18 protein-coding genes and 1 tRNA gene are annotated in these 16,602 nt (G+C 65.0%); 9 read left to right on the forward strand and 10 right to left on the reverse strand.

What is annotated here, in order from left to right:
• Positions 1-75 precede the first annotated feature (75 nt).
• Together E8L99_RS20195 and E8L99_RS20200 are read left to right on the forward strand one after the other, a co-directional pair.
• Positions 76-936, forward strand: a complete 861-nt coding sequence (locus tag E8L99_RS20195; protein ID WP_137101237.1) for a shikimate dehydrogenase family protein — start codon at positions 76-78, stop codon at positions 934-936.
• Positions 936-2,837, forward strand: a complete 1,902-nt coding sequence (locus tag E8L99_RS20200; protein WP_137101238.1) for a bifunctional sugar phosphate isomerase/epimerase/4-hydroxyphenylpyruvate dioxygenase family protein — start codon at positions 936-938, stop codon at positions 2,835-2,837. Before E8L99_RS20195 ends, E8L99_RS20200 begins: the two co-directional genes overlap by 1 nt.
• Here E8L99_RS20200 and E8L99_RS20205 read toward each other — a convergent pair.
• The 5 genes from E8L99_RS20205 to E8L99_RS20225 all read right to left on the reverse strand — a co-directional run bounded on the left by E8L99_RS20205 (position 2,834) and on the right by E8L99_RS20225 (position 7,212).
• Entirely contained in the window at positions 2,834-3,706 is an 873-nt protein-coding gene (locus E8L99_RS20205; protein ID WP_137101239.1) for an SMP-30/gluconolactonase/LRE family protein, read from the reverse strand. The genes E8L99_RS20200 and E8L99_RS20205 overlap by 4 nt on opposite strands.
• A 37-nt stretch (positions 3,707-3,743) precedes the next feature.
• The gene (locus E8L99_RS20210) at positions 3,744-4,184 is read right to left on the reverse strand and encodes a type II 3-dehydroquinate dehydratase (RefSeq protein WP_137101240.1); all 441 of its coding nucleotides are present in this window, start codon (positions 4,182-4,184) and stop codon (positions 3,744-3,746) included.
• Positions 4,185-4,244: 60 nt separating this feature from the next.
• On the reverse strand, positions 4,245-5,525 hold the full coding sequence (locus tag E8L99_RS20215; RefSeq protein ID WP_137101241.1) for a TRAP transporter large permease: 1,281 nt from the start codon (positions 5,523-5,525) through the stop codon (positions 4,245-4,247).
• A gap of 40 nt (positions 5,526-5,565) precedes the next feature.
• Entirely contained in the window at positions 5,566-6,102 is a 537-nt protein-coding gene (locus tag E8L99_RS20220) for a TRAP transporter small permease (protein ID WP_137101242.1), read from the reverse strand.
• Between the two features lie 84 nt (positions 6,103-6,186).
• Positions 6,187-7,212, reverse strand: coding sequence for a TRAP transporter substrate-binding protein (locus E8L99_RS20225; RefSeq protein ID WP_137101243.1), 1,026 nt, complete (start codon positions 7,210-7,212; stop codon positions 6,187-6,189).
• 607 nt (positions 7,213-7,819) lie between these two features.
• Here E8L99_RS20225 and E8L99_RS20230 point away from each other — a divergent pair.
• The 5 genes from E8L99_RS20230 (at position 7,820) to E8L99_RS20250 (ending at position 12,703) form a co-directional block, all read left to right on the forward strand.
• Positions 7,820-9,067, forward strand: coding sequence for an amidase (locus tag E8L99_RS20230; RefSeq protein ID WP_168201755.1), 1,248 nt, complete (start codon positions 7,820-7,822; stop codon positions 9,065-9,067).
• Positions 9,068-9,275: 208 nt separating this feature from the next.
• Positions 9,276-10,241, forward strand: coding sequence for an ABC transporter substrate-binding protein (locus E8L99_RS20235; RefSeq protein WP_137101245.1), 966 nt, complete (start codon positions 9,276-9,278; stop codon positions 10,239-10,241).
• Entirely contained in the window at positions 10,241-11,050 is an 810-nt protein-coding gene (locus E8L99_RS20240; protein WP_137101246.1) for an ABC transporter permease, read from the forward strand. The genes E8L99_RS20235 and E8L99_RS20240 overlap by 1 nt, the downstream gene beginning before the upstream one ends.
• A 28-nt stretch (positions 11,051-11,078) precedes the next feature.
• Complete coding sequence (locus tag E8L99_RS20245; RefSeq protein ID WP_252511167.1) at positions 11,079-11,816, forward strand: ABC transporter ATP-binding protein; 738 nt, start codon at positions 11,079-11,081, stop codon at positions 11,814-11,816.
• A 14-nt stretch (positions 11,817-11,830) separates the two neighbouring features.
• Complete coding sequence (locus E8L99_RS20250; protein WP_137101248.1) at positions 11,831-12,703, forward strand: polysaccharide deacetylase family protein; 873 nt, start codon at positions 11,831-11,833, stop codon at positions 12,701-12,703.
• 239 nt (positions 12,704-12,942) lie between these two features.
• On the opposite strand, the gene E8L99_RS20255 is transcribed toward E8L99_RS20250, so the two are convergent.
• Together E8L99_RS20255 and E8L99_RS20260 are read right to left on the reverse strand one after the other, a co-directional pair.
• A tRNA-Ser gene (locus E8L99_RS20255) sits at positions 12,943-13,035 on the reverse strand.
• Positions 13,036-13,170: 135 nt separating this feature from the next.
• Positions 13,171-13,455: an SEL1-like repeat protein gene (locus E8L99_RS20260; RefSeq protein WP_252511168.1), complete on the reverse strand. Its 285-nt coding sequence runs from the start codon at positions 13,453-13,455 to the stop codon at positions 13,171-13,173.
• Positions 13,456-13,653: 198 nt separating this feature from the next.
• Between E8L99_RS20260 and E8L99_RS20265 the strand changes: the two genes are divergently transcribed.
• Positions 13,654-14,061, forward strand: coding sequence for a DUF2147 domain-containing protein (locus tag E8L99_RS20265; RefSeq protein WP_210421780.1), 408 nt, complete (start codon positions 13,654-13,656; stop codon positions 14,059-14,061).
• A gap of 52 nt (positions 14,062-14,113) precedes the next feature.
• On the opposite strand, the gene E8L99_RS20270 is transcribed toward E8L99_RS20265, so the two are convergent.
• Entirely contained in the window at positions 14,114-14,815 is a 702-nt protein-coding gene (locus tag E8L99_RS20270) for a glutathione S-transferase N-terminal domain-containing protein (protein ID WP_137101249.1), read from the reverse strand.
• A 224-nt stretch (positions 14,816-15,039) separates the two neighbouring features.
• On the opposite strand from E8L99_RS20270, the gene E8L99_RS20275 reads away from it, so the two are divergent.
• The gene (locus E8L99_RS20275; RefSeq protein WP_137101250.1) at positions 15,040-15,342 is read left to right on the forward strand and encodes a hypothetical protein; all 303 of its coding nucleotides are present in this window, start codon (positions 15,040-15,042) and stop codon (positions 15,340-15,342) included.
• Between the two features lie 50 nt (positions 15,343-15,392).
• Here E8L99_RS20275 and E8L99_RS20280 read toward each other — a convergent pair whose 3' ends face one another.
• Together E8L99_RS20280 and E8L99_RS20285 are read right to left on the reverse strand one after the other, a co-directional pair.
• Positions 15,393-15,878, reverse strand: a complete 486-nt coding sequence (locus E8L99_RS20280; RefSeq protein WP_215907026.1) for a GNAT family N-acetyltransferase — start codon at positions 15,876-15,878, stop codon at positions 15,393-15,395.
• Positions 15,875-16,510, reverse strand: coding sequence for a glutathione S-transferase family protein (locus E8L99_RS20285; protein ID WP_137101251.1), 636 nt, complete (start codon positions 16,508-16,510; stop codon positions 15,875-15,877). The genes E8L99_RS20280 and E8L99_RS20285 overlap by 4 nt, the downstream gene beginning before the upstream one ends.
• Positions 16,511-16,602: the final 92 nt, after the last annotated feature.

Raw genomic sequence — 16,602 nt, forward strand, 5'->3', positions numbered from 1 at the left:
TGTTTTCTTGAATATCCGATAAAAGCCGATATAACGGATGCTTGTGGCGCCGCACGCGGCGTATGGAGCACGCCCATGCGGGATGTCCGTCTCGGTCTGATCGGCGACAAGATTGCCCGCTCCCGGTCGCCCGACCTGCACCGGCTCGCGGGCCAGCTCTGCGGCCTGAACGTGACCTATGACCGCCTGATCCCACCCGAACGCGGCCAGAGCTTCGACCAGGTCTTCGACCACTGCCGCGACACCGGCTATCGCGGCGTGAATGTCACCTATCCCTACAAGGAAACCGTCGTGCGGCGCCTGGGCACGTTGCCGCCGGCTCTCCAGCAGCTCGGCGCCTGCAACACCGTCGTCTTCGGCGAGGGGCTGCCTACCGGCGCCAATACCGATTCCACCGGCTTTGCGCGGGGGTTCCGCACGCGCTTCCCCGGGGCCCAGCCTGGCATCGTGGCCATGGCCGGCACCGGCGGCGTCGGCAAGGCCATCGCCTTTGCGCTGGCCTCGCTTGGCGCCAGTGAATTGCGCCTCTGCGATCCCGACAGCGACAAGGCGCAGGGACTGGCGCAGGCGCTAAAACCCCTTTCCGACACGATGCGGATCGTGATCGCACCCGACATGCAGTCGGCATCCGAAGGCGCTGACGGCCTCGTCAACGCCACCCCTCTGGGCATGGACGGGGTCGGCGGCAACGCGGTGCCGACATCGGCGCTTGCCGGACGCCACTGGGCCTTCGACGCTGTCTATACGCCAGAGGAAACGGCCTTTCTCATCGAGGCCCGCGCCTCTGGCCTCGCCATCATGAGCGGCTTCGAGCTGTTCCTGTTCCAGGGCATCGATGCCTTCGCGATCTTCACCGGCGAACAGATCGATGCCGAGGCACTGCGTGCCGAACTCGCCCGGGCAGCCGACACCGCCGAACTCTCGCAGGCCTCGTGATGAAGACCTCGATTGCAACCGTCTCCATCAGCGGAACCCTGCCGGAAAAGATCGCCGCCATTGCCGCGGCCGGCTTCGACGGACTGGAATTGTTCGAACAGGACTTCCTGACCTTTGATGGCGATGCAGCCACCGTGCGCCGCATGATCGCCGATCACGGTCTGAGGCTGACGGTGTTCCAGCCGTTCCGCGATTTCGAGACGCTCCCCGAGCCCCAGCGCCAGGCCGCCTTCGACCGGGCGGAGCGCAAGTTCGACCTGATGCAGGAACTCGACACCGATCTGATGCTGGTCTGTTCGAGCATCTCGCCCCTGGCCCTTGGCGGCATTGACCGGGCCGCAGCGGATTTCCATGAACTCGGCGAGCGCGCCGCCAGGCGGGGCCTGAAGGTCGGCTATGAGGCGCTCTGCTGGGGGCGCCACGTCAGCGACCATCGCGACGCCTGGGAGATCGTGCGGCGCGCCGATCACCCCTCCATCGGACTGGTGCTGGACAGTTTCCACACGCTCGCCAAGGGCATCGATCCCCAGACGATCCGGGCGATCCCGAAGGACAAGATCTTCATTATCCAGCTGGCCGATGCGCCGCTGATCCATATGGATCTGCTGCACTGGAGCCGCCATCTGCGCAACATGCCCGGCGAAGGCGACCTGCAGGTCGGCGCCTTCGTGCAGGCGGTCTGCGCCACGGGCTATGACGGCTATTTCTCGCTGGAGATCTTCAACGACCAGTTCCGTGGCGGCTCGGCCCAGGTGGTGGCCCATGATGGCAAGCGCTCCCTGGTCCAGCTGATGGATCAGGTCCGGCGCGATCTGCCCGGTGTCGCGGTTCCAGCCGCCCCCATGCCCGACCGCGCCCTGGTCCATGGCGTGGAATTTGTCGAGTTCGCGGCCGACGAGACGCGCGCCGCGGCGCTGGGCGAAGCGCTGCATGCGCTCGGCTTCCGCAAGTCCGGTCGCCATCGCTCGAAATCGGTCGATCTCTACCGCCAGGGCCAGATCAACATCGTGGTCAATACCGAGCGCCAGGGCATGGCGCATTCCTCCTTCGTCGCGCGCGGCGCCTCGGCCTATGCGATCGGTCTGCAGGTCGATGACGCCAAGGCGACGTTGGAGCGCGCGGTCGCGCTGGGCGCGACGCCGTTCGACCAGGAGCCCAATCCTGGCGACATCCGCATGCCCGCCATTCGCGGCATTGGCGGCAGCGTGATCTATTTCGTCGACCGCTCAGCCGATCTGGTGCAGCTCTGGGAGCATGAATTCGTCAATGTCGAGGATAGCGACAGGCGTGCGGATGGCGGTCTGGAGCGGATCGACCACGTCGCCCAGACCATGTTCATCGACGAATTGCTGACCTCGCTCCTGTTCTACACGTCGCTCTTCGCGGTGAAGAAACTGCCCATGGTCGACGTGGTCGATCCCGGCGGCCTGGTGCGCAGCCAGGTGATCGAGAACGAGCGCGGCGGTTTGCGGCTCACCCTGAACGGCGCAGAGAACCGCCGCACGCTTGCCGGGCACTTCCTGACCGAATTGTTCGGCGCGGGCATCCAGCACATTGCCCTGTCGTCGAGCGACATTTTCCGGACAGCCTCAGCGCTGGCCGCCAACGGTTTCAAGCCGCTGGCCGTCTCGCCGAACTATTACGACGATCTCGCGGCCCGCTTCGCGCTGCCGCCCGATCTGGTCCGCCGGCTGGCCGAGGCCTCCCTGCTCTATGACCGCGACGACTCCGGCGAGTTCTTCCAGCTCTACAGCCGGGCCGGCGATGACGGCTTCTTCTTCGAGATCGTCGAGCGCCGTGGTTACAAGGGCTATGGCGCCGCCAATGCGCCCTTCCGCATCGCCGCCCAGAAGCGCAGTCTGCCGCCGGTCACCCTGCCCCGGGCGCTGACGCAGCCCTAACCGGCGAACATCGGCTCCGGCAGCCCACGCACGCCCGGCTCGATGGCCAGAAGCGCGCCGGCGAGCGGTTCCGCCGCGAGTTGCTCGGCGCTGAGGAACTTGCGCGCCGTCGAGATGTAGAGCGTTGCGAGATCGTCGCCGCCGAAGCACAGGCAGGTGGGATTGGTGACCGGCAGGCAGATCACCTGGTCGAGCGTCCCGTCTGGGCGATAGCGCGCGATACGGCTGCCGGAGAACATGGCGATCCAGACATGGCCCTCGGCATCGATACAGGCGCCGTCCGGCCGGTCGCGCGTCGCCGAAAAGTCGACGAAGACCCGCCGCCGGGACAGCGTGCCCGAGGCGGAATCCAGATCGTAGGCCCAGGTGACGAACCGGCGCGTATCCGAGACATAGAGCGTGCGCTGATCGGGGGAGACCGCGATCGTGTTGGAGACAATGATATCCTGGGCGTGCCGCCTCACGCTGTGGTCGGCGGCCACGCTGTAGAGCGCGCCGCGCGGTTCGCTGAGGCCGACATCCATGGTTCCGACCCAGAACCGGCCCTGCGCGTCGCAGCGGCCGTCGTTCAGCCGGTTTTGTGCACCGGTTTCGACATCGCACAGATGATCCAGCCTGCCGGTCTCGGGATCGAAGGCATGGAGCGCCAGATTCAGCGCCAGGATGAGGCCGCCCGACTGGCGCAGCGCCAGCGAGCCGAGGAAATCGGTCTCGAACGGGAAAACGCGATAGTCCCCGGTTTCGGGATGAAAGGCCTGGAGCTTCGGCTGTTCGATGTCGAGCCACCAGACGGAGCGTGTCCGCGGACACCAGAGCGGCGTTTCACCCAGCAGATTCTGTGCGTCGACGACGCACCGCACGTCGGTCATGCCACCGTCTCCCTCGCCGCGGCCCACCAGAGAGCTCTCAGGGCTTGCGCCCGAGGGCGTGGGCTGCCGCCTGCATGGCCAGGATATAGCCATAGGGACCGGCGCCGCAGATGACCGTCGTCATCGCGGCCGACAGCTTGGAATGGCGATGCATCTCGTCGCGGGCATGGATGTTCGAGATATGGACCTCGATGATCGGCCCCTTGAACACTTTCAGGGCGTCGAACATCGCAACCGACGTGAAGGAATAGCCGGCAGGATTGATGATCAGCGCGTCGGCATTCTTGCGCGCGGCCTGGATCATGTCGACGAGCACGCCCTCGTGGTTCGACTGCTCGAACACCAGGCTGGCGCCCAGGCGGGTGGCACAGGCCCGGCAATCCGCCTCGACATCGGCAAGCGTCGTCGTGCCATAGATGTGGGGCTCGCGCTCGCCGAGCAGGTTGAGGTTCGGCCCGTTGAGAATGGTCAGTCGCATGCCCTGCTCCCGTGAAATGGCGCGGTGATCGTGTCGGCGGTCAGCCGACTGCGGAAAGGGTCAGACCCCGAACCAGCGGGCCGGCACCATGACCAGCGCGGGAAACAGCACCATCAGGGCGAGCACGATCAGCTCGGCCACCATGAAGGGCCAGGAGGCGCGAATGAGGGCCCCCATGGGAATGCGCGCAACGCCCGCCACCACGTTCAGCACCACGCCGACCGGCGGCGTGATGAGGCCGATGGAATTGTTGATGATGAACAGGACGCCGAAATAGACGGGATCGATGCCGGCCGCCTTGACGATCGGCATCAGGATGGGGGTGAGGATCAGAATGGTCGGCGTCATGTCGAGCGCGGTCCCGACGATCACGACCAGCACCATGATCGCCGCCATGAGCAGGATCTTGTTGCCCATGAAGGGCTGCAGGAAGTCGACAACCTGGTTGGCGATCTCCGACACGGTGATGAGCCAGGACGAGACCAGAGCCGCCGCCACCAGGAACATGACCACACTGGTGGTCAGCGCCGCGCTGACCAGAACCCCATAGAGCTCGGACAGTTTCAGCTCGCGGTAGATGCAGGTGGCAACAAACAGCGAATAGACGGCGGCGACCACCGCGGCCTCGGTCGGCGTGAACACGCCGAATTTCAAGCCGAAGATGATGATCAGCGGAAGAACGAGCGCCCACGCGCCGTCGACAACTGCCCTCCAGGCTGCGGCCCAGCTCTGCTTCGGCGGCGGCACGATGTCCTCGCCGCGCGCCACCCACCACCAGGCAATGGCGAGCGCCATGCCGATCATCAGTCCCGGCACGATGCCAGCGAGGAACAGTTTGGTGATCGAGACGCCGCCGACCACGCCGAAGATGACGAAGCCGATGCTCGGCGGGATCACCGGCCCGATGACGCCGGCCGCCGCGATCAGGCCGCCGGAGCGCGCCTTGTCGTGGCCGGCCTTCGTCATCATCGGGATCAGCAGGGCCGACAATGCCGCGGCATCCGCCACCGCCGAGCCCGACAGCGCCGAGAGGATGCAGGCGGCCAGGATCGCGACATAGCCGAGCCCGCCTCGGACATGGCCGATGAAGACGAGTGCCACATTGACGATGCGCCGTGACAGGCCGCCGGTGTTCATCACCTCGCCGGCGAGGATGAAGAACGGCACCGCCATCAAAGGAAAGCTGTCGGCGCCATTCAGGATGTTCTGCGCAATGATCTGCGAATCCGAGATGCCCATCTGGTGCATCAGGGCAACGCCGCAGATGATCAGCGCGAAGGCGACGGGCATGCCGATCGCCATGGCACCGATGAGCGAGAAGGTGAAGACCGCGATCGTCATGCGAGCCTGCCGGAGGCGCTGTAGAGGATGCTCGCCATGATCACTTCCGCACCGAGGTGACGTCGCCGAGCAATTCCTCGGATTCCGCCACCGCCACCATCTCGTCCTCGCTGGCCCGGCCGGTGATTACGCGCCAGAGATCATAGAGGAGCACGACGCCTGCCGAGAGGCCGAAGACGACGCCGGCGAGATAGAACAGACCGACCGAGAGATTCGTCGCTGGCGCCCGGTCGCCCGCGGTGATCAGCATCTGCTTCCAGCTGCCGAGAAACAGCAGGCTGTCGGCATAGAGCATGAGCCCATAGCTCGTCACGAAGCACGCGCGCTTGCCCCAGGCCGGCAACGCCCTGACCAGCGTGTCGACGCCGAGATGGGCGTGCTGGCGCAGCGCCACCACGGCGCCGAGGAAGATCATCCAGACAAACAGCCAGCGCGACAGTTCCTCCGAGATGGTGATCCCGGAATTGAACCCATAGCGCAGCACGACATTGCCGAAGACGAGCACCACCATCACGACGAGGAAGAGCGCGATCAGGGCCTTGAGGCCCTCGCAATAGAGATCGATGATCCGTCCCATCGGTCGGTCCTGCCTTCGGGGGGCGCGCGGCGGTAACAGTCCGCCGGCCGGCGCCCGGAAACCGGGCGACCGGCCAGGTCGGATTCAGAGCTTCTGGACGCGCTCGAGCTCGGCGTTGAACAGGCGCACCTTGGCCTGATCGAGGTCAGCGGAGAACTTGGCCGCCACCGGCCGGGTGGCCGTGCGGATGCGGGCCATTTCGGCAGGTGCGATCTCGTTGAACTGCATCCCCTTGGCCTTCAGCTCGCCCAGGGACTCGGTATCGGCCTTCAGCGTCACCTCGCGCTGATAGTCGCGGCTCTCGTTGACCGAGTCCTGGATCAGCTTGCGCTCGTCCGCCGACAGCTGGTCCCAGAATTTCTTGCCGATGGTGATGATATTCTGGGTGTAGGTGTGATTGGTCGCCGACAGGAACTTCTGCACCTCGAAGAACTTGTTCGACAGGATCACCGAATAGGGGTTCTCCTGCCCGTCGATCGTCTTGGTCTCGAGCGCGGTATAGACCTCACCGAAATTCATCGGAACGGGATTGGCGCCGAGTGCCCGGAACGTGTCGAGATAGACCGGATTGGGAATGACGCGCAGCTTCAGGCCAGCAAACTCTTCCAGCTTGGTGATGGCCGTGCGGCTGTTGGTGACATTGCGGAAGCCAAGTCCCCAATAGCCAAGGCCGATCAGGTCCTTCTCCGGCAGGGTCTCCAGCATGGCCTTGCCGAACGGGCCCGTGATCAGGGCTTCGGCTTGGGCCGAGGATCCGACAATGAACGGGAAATCGAGCAGGCCGAAATCCTTGACGACCGTCGCCAGCGACGTGGTGGAGGCCGAGAACATTTCCTGCGTGCCACCGCGCAGCGCCGATTGCTGCTGCATCTCGTTGCCGAGCTGGGAGGCTGGGAATTCGCGGATCCGGAGCTTGCCGCCGCTCTTGGCCAGCAGCACCTCGGCGACCTTGCGCACGCCAAGGCTGGTCGGATGGCCCGGATTGTTCAGGTGGCCCCAGCGGATGGTCCGTTCCTGAATGCCCTGGGCTGGGGCGCGAACGGTTGCGGCAACGGTCAGGGTCGAGACTGCGCCGGCCAGAACGGCGCGGCGGCTGAGGCGGCTCTTCATGTGTTTGCTCCCCGGATTATGTCGTTATTGGCCTTGAGTATCCACTCGGAGCCTTCGCGTTTCAATAGGCAATTGCGACTTCAGCATACGAATTCAAAAATATCGGATATTACGGCCATCCCTCAAACCGGATTCAGGGGTGCCAACGGCAATCCGAGGGGTGCGGATTGCCTGTTCCGCACCGAGACAGGCAGGCGCGGCAAACATCCTTCAACTTATTGACAAAACTAATCAATTCGAACCGCTCGCGAACTGGAACAGGCCCAACCCCTGAAAGCGGGCGCAGGTCGGACTGGCCGAAACCAGGCTCTGAGTTCCTGCAAATTGGGGAACAGCCAGATGCGCAGGTGGCTTGAAGGGGGATGGGGCCCTGTCAGACAAAGGCCCTCAGACAAACCCCAATCGTCTCGGAAAGCGCCCTGTCGGACCCGCGACGGGACAGGTCCAGAATCACCGTAGGACCTGATTGCCAAAACGGATTGCGGGTGTGACATTCGTCGATAGCTGGAGGCGGTAACCGCGAGAAGCGGTCCATCGCTGACGCCCTCGGCCGCTTGAGTTTGTCTCTCGCCACCAAGGTTCGGCCTGAGCTCTGGAACCTGGTTTTTTGCGCCCATTGCCCGCCTATCAATCCCACCCCGTCCCCGCCGATCCCTGTGGCGCGTTCGTCGCGTTCAATGAGCACATCCAGCCAGCCGCTAATGGCCCGCTCGCTGGAACGCGGTTCGCGCTGAAGGATCTGGCCGACACCATCGGCCGCCCGCCCAGTTGCGGGCTCACACGGCTGCCCTCTCCGCCCCCGGTATCGAATGCGCCGGTGGTCACGCGGCTTCTCGACGCAGGCGCAAGCCTGACCGGCTTCGCGACCATGACACCGCTCGCCTATGAGCCCTCGGGCGGCAATCCCGTGCAGGGGCGCCCACGCAACCCGTGGAGCGGCAGCCACATCTGCGGCGGCTCGTCGTCGGGCTCAGCGGTCGCTGTTGCCGGCCGGATGGTCGATTTCGCTATTGGCTCGGACACGGGCGGATCGCTGCGGATCCCCGCGCAATGCTGCGGCGTCGCAGCCTGGAAGCCCACCCATGGGCTCGTGCCTGTGGGTGGGACCATGGCGCTTGCGCCCTCGCTCGATACGCTCGGGTTTCTTGCCAACGATTGCGCTCTGCTCCTGGGTATCGCCCAGGTGTTCGACGCGGGTCCGCTTGCGCAGATTTCATCCGTCTGTGTGGCCCAGGACGTGGCCGCTTCGTGCGCGCCGGACATTGCGGCTGCGCTGGAGCGGGCGGTATCGGCCCTTCGTTCGATCGGGCTGGATGTCCGCGAGGCAGCCCTTGCGCCGTTGATCAGCGCCTGCGATCGCCCCGTCATGACGGTGATGCAGGCGGAAGCGGCCAGGGTCAATCTGCCGCTGATCGAGGCAGGCAGCCTTGATCCGGTTCTCGCCACGCGGCTGCGGAAGGGTCTTTCGATTGATGACGAGACCCTGCAAGCGGCAACGACTGACCTGCAAACCCTCGCCGATGACCAGTGGCCGGCATTGCTCGGCGATGCCGACGCCGTTCTGCTGCCGGTCATGCGGATCAGCACACCCAGGGTCGAGGTCTGCGAGCCGGCCTCGGCGTCGTTTTCCGCGCGCACCCTCTACGAACTCTCGGCGCTCACACGGTGGGTCAACGGTCTCGGCCTGCCCGCGGTCGCCATTCCCGTGGGTCTGGACGACGAGGGAATGCCCATCGCTATGCAGATTGTTGGACGCCGGGCCAGCGACCTCCCTCTGCTCAAGCTGGCCTGTTTGTTGCATCATGTATTACCACCCATGCCTTCGCCTCCAGGCCTCCCCGGAATGCCCAGATGAACCGCTCCGTCGCCTCCACAGCCCTGTCGCGGTTGCGCGGGCCTGATCTCGTCCGTCATCCGGAGGCTTCATGCGACATTGGCGCAGTGGACACCTTGGTGACCGCCTGTTTCGCTCGCGAGAATGACCGGGAAGGGCAGGCTTCCTTTCGCGAGAAGCATGCCCCCGGGCCACGATCCTGTTTGTTGATCAACGAAGGAGAGGGACTATGAAACGCCGCACATTTCTTGCCGGAATCCCCGCGCTTGGCCTCGCCGCCACGATGGCGCGCCCGGGCCGCGCCCAAGCCACAACCTTGACGATCGGCTACCAAAAGGTCGGGCATCTCGCCCCGATCCTGGCCGCCGCCGATGAGTTGAAAAAGACCGGCATGGACGTGAAACTCGTCGAGTTCGTCCGCTATGCCGACGCGCGCACGGCGCTGCTGGCGGGTTCGCTCGATGTCGCGTCCGTCGGCCCCGCCGATCTCGCCATTTCGCTCGCCAACGGTTCGAACAGCATGATTGGCATCATGGGCGTCGGCGCCTCGCCCAAATATGTCATTGGCCGCACCGGCACCAAGTTCGACTCCTGGGACGACATCAAGGGCAAGAAGATCGCTATCGCTCCGGGCTCGGCCGTGTGGTTCCAGTTCGCAGCCACGCTGATCGAGAGGGGCATTCCCTACAGCTCGTTCACCGCCATCAACATTCAGGGCGCGGGCGCCAATCTCAACACCGCTCTTGAAAAGGGCGAGGTCGATGCGATCGTCACCTGGGAGCCGTTCGAAACGATCCCGGTGATGAAGGGCTATGGCTTCTTCGCCAAGAACCTCGACTATTCGATCTCCAAGGCGGTCGGCGCCGAACTCGGCATGCTCGTCGCGAACAAGGATGCCGTTGCGACCAAGCGTGCCGCCGTGCAGGCCTGCGTGACGGCCTATGTCGCCAAGATGAAGGAACTCAGCGCCTCGCCCGCGAAATTCGGCCAAGCCATTGCCAGCATGACGGGCATTGAATTGCCGGTTTCGATGAAGATCGCCGAGATCATCAAGCTCGGGCCTGTCATCACGATCGAGCAGATCAAGGCGCAGGCGAAGGCGTTCAACGATCTCGGTGTCATCCCGAAGGATGTCTCGGGTGACATCGACAAATACTGGGATGGCTCGTTCCTCGCCGCGGCGATGAAGGCCTGATGACCCTCTCGCATATGCGTCGCTGGCTGCTTGCCATCGTGCTGCCGGTCGTTGCGGTGGCGCTGTGGCAGGCGGCTGGCACCAATGGTTCGCTGGCCGGCGGTGCGCTGCCGACGCCGGACAGGGTGTGGAGCGCGTGGATCACCTGGGCTTTCGGCAAGCCCGGGCCGATGACGCTCTCGCCCTATGTCGGCTCATGGGCGGCGGCGGTCGGGTATTCGGCGGAGCGGGTGGCGAAGGGTTTTGCCGTCGCCATCCTGCTCGGCGTGCCGCTCGGCATTTTGATCGGCTGGTCGCGGATCGTGTCGGAGATGGTCGATCCGACCATCCAATGGCTGCGCCCGGTCCCGATCACCGCCTGGCTGCCAATTTCACTGGCGATTTTCGGCATCCGCGATTTTGGCGCGATCTTCCTCATCACCATCGGCGCGTTCTATCCGATCGTGATCAACACGACCCAGGGCGCCCGGGACGTGGACAAGAACTGGATCCGCGCCGCACAGATGATGGGCGCCAAACCGCTCGACATCCTGGTCCGCGTGGTCCTGCCCGCCGCCCTGCCATCGATCTTTACCGGCTTGCGCATCGGGCTTGGCATCGGCTGGACCGCCGTGATTGTCGCCGAGATGATCGCGGTGAAGTCTGGCCTCGGTTACGTGCTGTGGGATGCCTATTATGTCGGGCGCATGGACATCGTGATCGCCGACATGGTCTCCATCGGCTTGTTCGGGTTCCTGTCGGATTGGGCGATCGTGCGCCTCGAACTCTGGGCGCTGAAGTGGCGCCGCCTGCAATCGTTCAACCAATAGGGCGCACATGGGCACGATCCAATTCTCCTTGGCATCGAAGACCTATCCGGGTGGCGTTCTGGCGCTCGAGAATGTCGACTTTACCGTTGGCGAGGGCGAATTTGTCGCCCTGCTCGGCCCATCCGGTTGCGGGAAATCGACCTTGCTCAACCTGATCGCCGGGTTCGAGAAGCTGAGCGGCGGCCAGATGTCGTTCAACGGCGATGCCGTCGCCAAACCCGGCCCGGATCGTGGCGTCGTGTTTCAGGAAGCCTCGCTGCTGCCCTGGCTGAATGTCTGGGAGAACGTGGTCTTCGGCCCGAAGGTGCAGAAAACGCCGCGCGACATCTACGAGCCGCGGGCGCGCGAGATTCTCCGCATCATGGGGCTGGAGGCGTTCCACGAGGCGCTGCCTGTCCAGCTGTCCGGCGGCATGCGCCAGCGGGTCGGCATCGCCAGGGCCCTGGTGATGCAGCCGAAAGCGCTGCTGATGGACGAGCCGTTCGGCGCGCTCGACGCCCAGACACGGCTCTCCATGCAGGAATTGCTCCTCGACATCTGGCAATCGCTGAAGACCACCGTGCTGTTCGTCACCCATGACATTGACGAAGCGATCCTGCTCGCCGACCGGGTCTGCGTGATGACGGCAAGGCCGGGCCGGATCACCCGCGAAATCCCCATCGACATCCCCCGTCCGCGCAGCATCAACACGCTGACATCGGGAGATTTCACCACCTACAAGGCCATGATCATGGCCGAGATGCGCGGCCTTCACGCGCAGCATTGAGGAGGCATGGCGTCATGGCCAATCCGCGCATCCCCTACCGGTTCAGCACGTCGAACCCCAAGCTTCCGCCGCTCGATGGCAAGACCATTCTCGTGCATCTGGTGGTCAATGTGGAGCATTGGGTGTTCGAAAACCCCATGCCGCGCACCATCATCACCCCGCCGCATGGCAAGGAGACGGTGCCGGACGTGCCGAATTTCTCCTGGGCGGATTATGGCATGCGCGCGGGCATGCCCCGCATTCTCGAGCTGTTTGAGGGTCTTCCCGCCTCGGCCAGCCTCAATGCCGGCGTGATCGACGCCTACCCCCAGGCGGCCGATGCGATGCTGAAGGCCGGCTGGGAGTTCATTGGCCACGGCATGCACCAGAAGGCCACCAATCACGTTGAAGGCGGCGAGGCCGGGCTGATCGCGGCATGTCTCGACAAGATCGAAGGCTTCACCGGCGCCCGTCCGCGCGGCTGGCTGTCGCCCGGGCTGCGCGAGACAGTCGACACACCGGATCTGCTCAAGGCGGCCGGCCTCGACTATGTCTGCGACTGGGTGGTGGACGATGTGCCATCCTACATGACCACCAAGCACGGGCCGCTGGTGGCCATGCCCTACAATCTCGACGTCAACGATTCCATCATCTACGCCGTCGAACGCCACGCCACCGGCGAAATGCTCAACCGGGTCCGCCACACCCTGGAGTGCTTTGAGGAGGAGGCCGGGCACAATGTCCGGATCTTCGCCATCGGCCTCCATCCGCATCTGATCGGCGTGCCGCATCGCATCCACGAATTGCGCGGCATGCTCGACCTTCTCCGCGCGAGTTCGAATGTCGCCTTCGTCAATGGGTCGACGATTTGCGACTGGTTCACCGCGCACCAGAATCCTGGGGCCTAATCTTGGTTCTCTGACGTCAGGGGCGACGCTTGCTGATCACCGGCGCCTCTGCCGGCATGAGCCTTAGCTATCCGCCGGGGACATTTCCCACAGCCGGAGACCGGCGCTGAAAGCCGGCCGGAAACGGCGCGGAAATGTCGGACGAACAGGCGCGCAGGTCGGGATTGGCCGGAATTAGCCCCGCAGTTCCCGCAGGTTGGGGTACGGCCCTGAAAACGCAGACAGTTCGAGGGGGTGGCTGGCGGAGACGGAGGGATTCGAACCCTCGGTACGCCTTTTGAGCGTACACCCGTTTAGCAAACGGGCGCCTTCAGCCTCTCGGCCACATCTCCGCAACGCCGCCTCTATGCCCGCGAACTCTGGCTTTGGCAAGGTGATCCATGCGGGCTTGTGACAAACCCGGCATCAGGTGGGTGCACACCTTGGTTTGCATCCGCATGGCCACCACGCGGCCGCCTGCGTTCCGATCAGGTTGGAACCGGAGCCTGCGAATCGAGCCAGGCTCTGGCCCAGTGCAGCGCCTGGGCGATCTCGTCCTTGGTCATTTCGGCCGAGACTTCCTGGCGCTGGCGCGCGGCGTCGCGATCCCCGCGCAGCGCCGCGATGTTGAACCACATATGGGCGGCGACCAGATCGCGCTGTACCACCCGTCCGGCCGCATAGAGCGTGCCGAGTTCGCGGGCCGGCCGGTCGGCCAGTTCGACCGGCACGATGGACGGTGCGTCGCCTTCGGCGAGAAACATCAAGGACATTGTCCCCTCTCCGCATGCTTCGCGGCGGCCGAGTAGCCGCCATGCCACATTGCCGGCGATAGTGCTTCCCATAGGTCAACGATCCATTAACGCTACGCTGGCGTTAACTCCGCGGCGCAATCTGGACATTGCCGGCACCCTGCAGCGATAATTCGGCCCGAAGCGCGGCATCCAAGACCGTCGCTCACGGAGGATCCCATGAAGCGCCTGATCCCCTCGGCCCTGGCATTCGGCCTGATGGCCACGGCCGCCCTGCCCGCCCTCGCCGCCGACCCACGCGGCACATGGCTCAGCCAGTCCGGCGAGACGCGCATCCGTTTCGCCGATTGCGGCGGCCAGCTCTGCGGCACGATCGTCCAGAGTGCTCAGGCCCGGGACGACAAGAACGAGAATGCCGCCTTGCGCAGCCGCGCACTCGTCGGCGTCCGGATGATCACCATGCGCGCCAACGGCACCGACAGCTGGCAGGGTTCGCTCTACAATTTCCAGGACGGCAAGACCTATAACGGCCGCATGACCATGCCGTCCGCCAATGCGATGAGCCTGTCCGGCTGCGTACTGGGCGGCCTGATCTGCCGCAGCCAGACCTGGAGCCGGGTCAACTGAGGACTTCGGGACGGCGGCGGCCCCGATCGTACGGAGCCGCCCTGTCCACGTCTCAGCGCGCCTTCTGGCCGAACAGCACGGCCTGGATCGCCGGATCGTCGCGCAGCGCCGTCGGGTTGCGGTCGTCCTTGTTGACGTGAAGCCCGCGCTGCACGGCGGGACGGGCCAGCATGCGCTCCAGCCATTCCTTCACATTCGGGAACTGGTTGATGTCCTGGCCCTGCCGCTCCCAGGCCTTGGCCCAGCCGATGCAGGCAATGTCGGCAATGGAAAACTCGTCGCAGATATAGTCGCGGCCCTCGAGACGGCGGTTCAGCACGCCGTACAGGCGGTTCGCCTCGTTGGTGTAGCGGTTGATGGCATATTCGATCTTTTCCGGCGCATAGATGCGGAAATGATGGGTCTGGCCGAGCATCGGGCCGAAGCCGGCCATCTGCCACATCAGCCATTCCTCGATAGCGACGCGCTTGCGCTCGTCCTGCGGATAGAACTTGCCGAACTTGCGGCCGAGATACATCAGGATCGCGCCGGATTCGAACACCGAGATCGGCCGACCATCCGGCCCGTCGGGATCGACGATCGCCGGCATGCGGTTGTTCGGCGAGATCGCCAGGAATTCCGGCTTGAACTGGTCCCCCTTGCCGATATTTACGGTGTGCACATTATAGGGCACGCCGAGTTCCTCGAGCATGATCGTGATCTTCCAGCCATTGGGGGTCGGCCAGTAGTAGAGATCGATGGGCTTGTCAGACATGGGACCTGGTCTCACGCGGCGGTTATGGGCTTCGTCGTCCTTGGGCATGCCGCAGGCTCGCGAAGCTAGGCCGATTGCCCGCCCTCGCCAAGGCCCGCGGCCTCACATCCGTGCGATGCCTCATTTGCGCCCGGCCCGGATGCGACTACCATTTCGGTCCGCGGCCTCGTGTCCAAGGGCTGAGACAGGTCCGTCACGAAACCTGCCGATCTAAGGAGGATCGCATGCGCCTTCGCATCATCATCGCCGCCGCCGCAGGGCTGTTCGCCTTTGCCGATCTCGCCGCAGCCCAGACCGCGCCGGCCGCGTCGACCCGGTCCCGCTCGACCACGGCCGCGCCCGCCACCGGCACGCCGGCTGCCACCACCACGACCCGGCGCGCGCGCTCGCCCGCCCAGCTCCGCAACGACCAGATCATGCGCGCTTGCGGCGCCGAATGGCGCGCCGGCAAGACGGCCCTTCAGGCAGCCGGCAAGACCTGGCGCACCTTCCTGCCCGAGTGCCGGGCCCGCCGCGTCCGCACCTGACCCTCCTCAGGCACCGGCAGCGACAAGGCTGCCGGTCCGCCTGGCCGGTCTCAGTCCAGCACCATCTTGAAGCCCTCGTGGCTCCGCGCGAAGCCCAGCCGCTCGTAGAAGCGGTGGGCAGCGGTGCGCCGCTTGTCGGATGACAGTTCCAGCAATCCGACGCCGAGCGCCTTCGCGGTTTCGACCGCATGCGCCATCATGACCGCGCCGACGCCGCTCGAGCGGATGGCGGGATCGACATGGACGCTCTCGATCTTGCCGCGGATGCGGCCCCGCTGCGCGATGCCGGGCAGCGTGGAGAGCTGGTATGTCCCGACCACCTGGCCGTCGCGCTCGGCGACGAACAGGTGATTGGTCGGAGACGCATCCACCACCGCGAAAGCCGCCGCATAGGCGGGATGACGGCCCTCGACGAGGGCCGCCTCGCGGTCGGGACCGCCCGCTGGCGCGCCCATGGCGATCAGCGCGGCAATCAGCGGAACGTCACCGGCATCGGCCTTGCGGACCGAGACCGGCGATGGCGAGCCCTGGCTCACGCCACATGCTCCAGCGGCACCGTGCCCTTCGGCTGTCCGAAGCCCGGCAGCGCCTCGAAGCGCTTCATCCAGGCCGCGACATTGGGATAGGCCGCCATGTCGAAGCCGGCGGCCGGCGCGTAATGCGCGACCCCGTAGACATCGATATCGGCGATCGTCGGCTTGGAGCCGACCAGCCATTGCTTGCCGGCCAGCGCATCGTCCAGCACCTTCAGCGCGGCACTGCCGTCAGCGAAATACATCTCGACGATCGGCTGGTTGTAGGAGCGGATGCCGAGCCGCTGCGCACGCAGGCGATAGATCGGCGGCGCCAGACGGTCGAAGTCCCAGAACATCCACTCGCGCGCGTGGATCATGTCGGCCGGGCCGTCGCCCTGGAACTTGCCGAGCTCGAAGGCCAGATGTTCGAGGATCGAGGCGGACTGGCAGAGCGACAGGCCAAGCTTGCCATCCTCCAGGGCCGGAACCTGGCCGAAGCGGTTGATCTTCAGGAATTCCGGCGACTTGTGCTCGCCAGCGCGCAGATTGAGCTGCCGATAGGCGAAGGGTTCGCCCGCCATCGACAGCATGAGGGCCACCTTGTAGGTCGGTCCCGACAGCCAGAACCCGTGCAGCGTGAATCGTTTCGACATGTTTGTCCTCCCTGGAGGCGCGCATGGAAAACGATGGTCTCCCGTTCCGCAAGCGGGATAGCGGCAGGGCTGACGAGTGTGCGTAGGAGTGC

The sequence above is a fragment of the Phreatobacter aquaticus genome (genome assembly GCF_005160265.1).
Classification (GTDB): Bacteria; Pseudomonadota; Alphaproteobacteria; order Rhizobiales; family Phreatobacteraceae; genus Phreatobacter; species Phreatobacter aquaticus.